5 protein-coding genes and 1 riboswitch are annotated in these 4,169 nt (G+C 45.1%); all 5 genes read left to right on the forward strand.

Features of this window, described 5'->3' with window-relative positions; genetic code table 11:
- Window positions 1–174 precede the first annotated feature (174 nt).
- Window positions 175–933 (forward strand): ABC transporter ATP-binding protein, encoded by a 759-nt coding sequence (locus tag AB4653_RS25550; RefSeq protein ID WP_102258171.1) that lies wholly within the window; start codon window positions 175–177, stop codon window positions 931–933.
- Window positions 930–1,874, forward strand: coding sequence for an ABC transporter substrate-binding protein (locus AB4653_RS25555; RefSeq protein ID WP_102258170.1), 945 nt, complete (start codon window positions 930–932; stop codon window positions 1,872–1,874). The genes AB4653_RS25550 and AB4653_RS25555 overlap by 4 nt, the downstream gene beginning before the upstream one ends.
- Window positions 1,861–2,886 (forward strand): iron ABC transporter permease, encoded by a 1,026-nt coding sequence (locus AB4653_RS25560; protein WP_009847679.1) that lies wholly within the window; start codon window positions 1,861–1,863, stop codon window positions 2,884–2,886. Before AB4653_RS25555 ends, AB4653_RS25560 begins: the two co-directional genes overlap by 14 nt.
- Complete coding sequence (locus AB4653_RS25565; RefSeq protein ID WP_102258168.1) at window positions 2,876–3,340, forward strand: phosphoglycerate mutase family protein; 465 nt, start codon at window positions 2,876–2,878, stop codon at window positions 3,338–3,340. Before AB4653_RS25560 ends, AB4653_RS25565 begins: the two co-directional genes overlap by 11 nt.
- Window positions 3,341–3,349: 9 nt before the next feature.
- Window positions 3,350–3,480, forward strand: a riboswitch (cobalamin riboswitch).
- Window positions 3,481–3,573: 93 nt separating this feature from the next.
- Window positions 3,574–4,169: cobalt-precorrin-5B (C(1))-methyltransferase CbiD (gene cbiD / locus AB4653_RS25570; protein WP_372105625.1), on the forward strand; the 596-nt coding region annotated here is incomplete at its 3' end.

A 4,169-nucleotide genomic window follows, 5' to 3' on the forward strand; every position in this document is an offset into this window, starting at 1 on the left:
TTCTATTCTTCTATTCTTTCACTAATCAATCCTAACCCTTTCACGTAGCACAAGCGTTAACTTATAGATTATTTTGATAATAGTGGGGATTTTACGTGCTGAGATCAATGTTACGCAAACGTTTAAATTTTAATGTAATAGCACTTGTTAAAAACAAACCATTCTCAGTAACTCATGCTTCTTTGCCACAAACTTTCAGTTCAACAACAAAACACTCAACGACTGCACCCACTCGATCTGAAAATTACTCAAGGTGAGCGCTGGGTTGTCATTGGACGCAATGGTTCCGGAAAAACCACGTTATTGAAGGCACTGGTTAATTTGCTTCCCTTCAAAGGCGAAGTCGTCATAAACCAATTGCCGCTACGTAAGTTAACTTGCCAGCAAAGAGCAAAACAAATCAGTTACCTTCCACAACACAGTCAAGTGGATGGTCGTTTAACACTCAGAGAGTACATTCAACTAACTGCTTCCAATCAAGCCACTTCTAGCTTTTCACTTGACCAAATAAGTAAAGCACTAAAGATCGATACTTTCCTCGAACGAAGAATGGGACAGCTCTCAGGCGGCCAGAAGCAGCGAGCGCATATTGCACGATCTTTATGTCAGAACGCCGAATTCCTGGTGTTGGATGAGCCTCTAAACCATCTAGATCCATGTGCTCAAGGGGAAGTTTTATCACTATTGAAAGAGCAAGGTAAAACACTGATTTGCTCACTGCATGATATTTCCCTTGCGGCCAAGTTCGCGACGCACATTGCGATTTTGGAACACGGCCAGGTAGTCGCGAAAGGAAAGGTAGAAGAACTACTAACTCACAATCAACTTAAGCCGATCTTTGAAGTCGATTTAATCAGCACGACCAATAAGCGCACACAGAAAACAAGCAAATTTTTCGACATTGAACTCGACCAAGGACAGGAGCTTTCATGAAAAAACTATCAGCATTAACTTTATTACTTACCGTGTCCGCACAAGCCCAAATTACGGTAGAAAACTGCGACTCTACACTTACCTTAGATAAAGCGCCGAAAACCTTAATCACTCACGATATCAATATGTCTGAGATGGCATTTTCTCTCGGGCTTGAAGAGAATATGATCGGAGTGACCGGTATTAGCGGGTACTACAAAACGACCCCTGAATTTAATCGCCTCCAGGGAAGCATTCCGGAACTCGCACCGAAATATCCTTCTTTAGAGGTGTTAGTTAATGCCAACCCTGATGTTTTCTTTGCAGGATGGAATTACGGTATGCGGTTGGGCGGCTCAGTCACGCCTGATTCTCTGAGAGAGTTTGGTATCAATACTCTGATTCTTAATGAGAGTTGCAGCCATATCCGTAAAGATAAGCAGCCAGCTAACATGGAACAAATGTTTGATGACGTGACACGCCTTGCGACTTTATTCGGTCAGCAAGACAGAGCTCGAACACTTATCTCCAAGTGGAAAGAGCAATTAATATTGATTCAACAGCAAACCCAGAATCAAACCCCGCTTAAAGTCTTTCTGTATGATTCAGGGGAAGAGAAACCATTCACAGCAGGAAAGTACGCGACAGTGAGCGCCATGATAGAAGCAGCGGGTGGCGCCAATGTAATGAAAGATCTGGATATCAGCTGGGGAACCACATCATGGGAGTCAGTTGCGATGCATAACCCTGATGTCATTATTCTTCTCGATTATCAAAATGGGACAGGCGCTAAAGGCATGCAAACCTTTTTGGAACAGCACCCAGCGATGAAGCTGACCACAGCGGTAAAGACCACCCAATACCTTCCTCTGCGTTATGAGGAAATTACTCCCGGGCCAGCAAACATAGCTGCAATTGAAAAATTGGCACAGCGCATCCAAGAAATACATGACAAGTCTTAGTACTAACCTGAACCGAACCGCACTGAACACCTGCGTATTCAGTTCTGTTTTTGCCCTCTTAGCGATGTTTTCTCTGAGTTTAGGCAGCGTTCAGCTATCTTTTGCACAAGTCGCTACGATTTTTTCAGCGGCGATGAGTCAACAGATCGACTCACCGATAGATCAAGTGGTACTGCACCTGCGCTTACCTAGAACAATCATCGCTATTATTTGCGGTGCTGGGTTAGGTATTGTTGGGGCGTTATTACAAACCGTGACAAAAAACGACCTTGCCGACCCTTTCATTTTTGGATTGTCATCCGGTGCCGCAACTGGAGCAGTCTTTGTGATTACAGTCATCGGTAGCGCTATCGGCATTTGGACACTTCCACTCGCCGCTTTTATCGGTGGAATAATCTCGGCTTCGGCAGTGCTATTTCTAGTCAGAAAAGTAGATGGACAAGCGTCTTCTCAAATTGTTTTAGCCGGGTTGGCTATTTCATTTTTATTTACAGCCTTGACTAACTTCTTGGTCTTCCATGGTGATCAACGAGCTGCCCACTCAATTCTATTTTGGTCGCTAGGAGGCCTAGGAAACGCACGCTGGGACAATGTGCTAATTGTGCTTGCTGGACTTATCGCCTTGATAGTCCTAGGTATATTAAAACATCGCCAGTTAGATTGTTTACTTGCAGGAGACGACGTAGCACAAACCATGGGCGTAGACACAAAACGCCTGCAAAGCGGTGTCTTTATTGTCTGCGCTTTTGCAACTGCATGTTTTGTTTCTATCATCGGCGTTGTCGGATTTATTGGCTTGATGGTTCCTCATATCGCGAAGAAAATCATCGGCCCATTACACAAAAAGTTACTCATCACTTCAGGGCTGATTGGGGCTTTGCTTATGCTATTAAGTGATATTTTGGCGAGAACCTTAGTTGCTCCTCAAGAACTGCCTCTTGGTGTTGTCACCACCGCGTTTGGCGCACTATTCATTGTTTCCATTCTGATGGAGAAAAGTAATGAAAGCTGAACGCTTCACCATCATTGCGATTCGTCATGGCGAAACCGAATGGAATCGAATAGGCAAAGCACAGAATCAACTGGATAGCCCTCTGACAATGAAAGGCAAACGACAGATGCATAACGTCGGTCGTTATCTTGCAACTCAAAAATCATTGACCCTCAATGCTATTTACACCAGTCAATTAGGCCGTGCTATTTCCAGTGCTAAAACCATCGCACGCTACCTGAAAGTGCCCGTCATTTCTCAAATGGAGCTCAGTGAGTTCGATTCAGAACAGCAACGAAGAACAATGGCGATTCAGTGGATCCAACGAGTTTCTCGTCACCACAACAATGAGAACCCTATTTTGCTGCTCGGACATGGTGACTGGATAAAAACATTAGCCAGTTTAGGGACACCAAAGCAAATCATAGACACACCAAACAACGGAGAAATCCTCAGGATAGATATCGAAGTATAACGTCACATCAGGGAATCAGGTGTAACTCCTGAACTGTACCCGCAGCTGTAAGCGATGAGCCCTTTACAAGCCACTGAGTCACACGACTTGGGAAGGAGTAAAGCGCAATGAGAACCTCAACATCGTAAGTCAGAATACCTGGACACACATGAATATCGAGCGGGAAAACTCAACACCATCCATACCTTGTCTAACAAGGGAACGCTCTGTATTCGTCAATACCTAAAACGTAGATGAAGAATACTGTGGTCACAAAAGTTAAACGATCCAAAAATAAGTCCGATCTCCGCAGTGGGTTTACCACCGGAGCGTGCGCAGCTGCAGCAAGCAGAGCGGCAGTTCAAACACTATTAACCGGACAAAAGCCTGACTATACCTCCATCACTCTACCTAATGGTGAGCCCGCTACGTTTAAGGTCGCGTTTATCCAAACATCCAACGATGCGGTGACCGCCAGCATTGTTAAAGATGCAGGGGACGATCCTGATTGTACCCACGAAGCCCATATTCAGAGTATTGCCCGCTGGCATTCAGAGCCCGGTTTTCACATCGATGGGGGTGTTGGCGTAGCTCGTGTGACTCTACCCGGATTAGAACTTCCCGTCGGTCAGGCGGCGATTAATCCCGTACCTCGAAAAAACATTCTCGATATGGTGACTTTGGAATGGAACCAAGCTACCAGTCAACAGAAAAAACACGTCGGTATATCACTGGAAATTTGCGTCCCTGATGGAGAGGAGCGAGCCAAGGAAACCATTGGGCCAAGACTCGGTTTAATCGGTGGTATTTCCATTCTCGGGACACGCGGAACGGTAAAACCCTACTCCAC

Origin of the sequence: Vibrio sp. 10N.222.48.A3 (genome assembly GCF_041475345.1) — a bacterium.
In the GTDB taxonomy this organism is placed as follows: domain Bacteria; phylum Pseudomonadota; class Gammaproteobacteria; order Enterobacterales; family Vibrionaceae; genus Vibrio; species Vibrio tasmaniensis_A.

Excerpts from the sequence above, each read along its gene's own strand:
- AB4653_RS25550 (WP_102258171.1), top strand. The coding sequence starts at position 175 with ATGCTTCTTTGCCACAAACTTTCAGTTCAACAACAAAACACTCAACGA.
- AB4653_RS25555 (WP_102258170.1), top strand. The coding sequence starts at position 930 with ATGAAAAAACTATCAGCATTAACTTTATTACTTACCGTGTCCGCACAA.
- AB4653_RS25560 (WP_009847679.1), top strand. The coding sequence starts at position 1,861 with ATGACAAGTCTTAGTACTAACCTGAACCGAACCGCACTGAACACCTGC.
- AB4653_RS25565 (WP_102258168.1), top strand. The coding sequence starts at position 2,876 with ATGAAAGCTGAACGCTTCACCATCATTGCGATTCGTCATGGCGAAACC.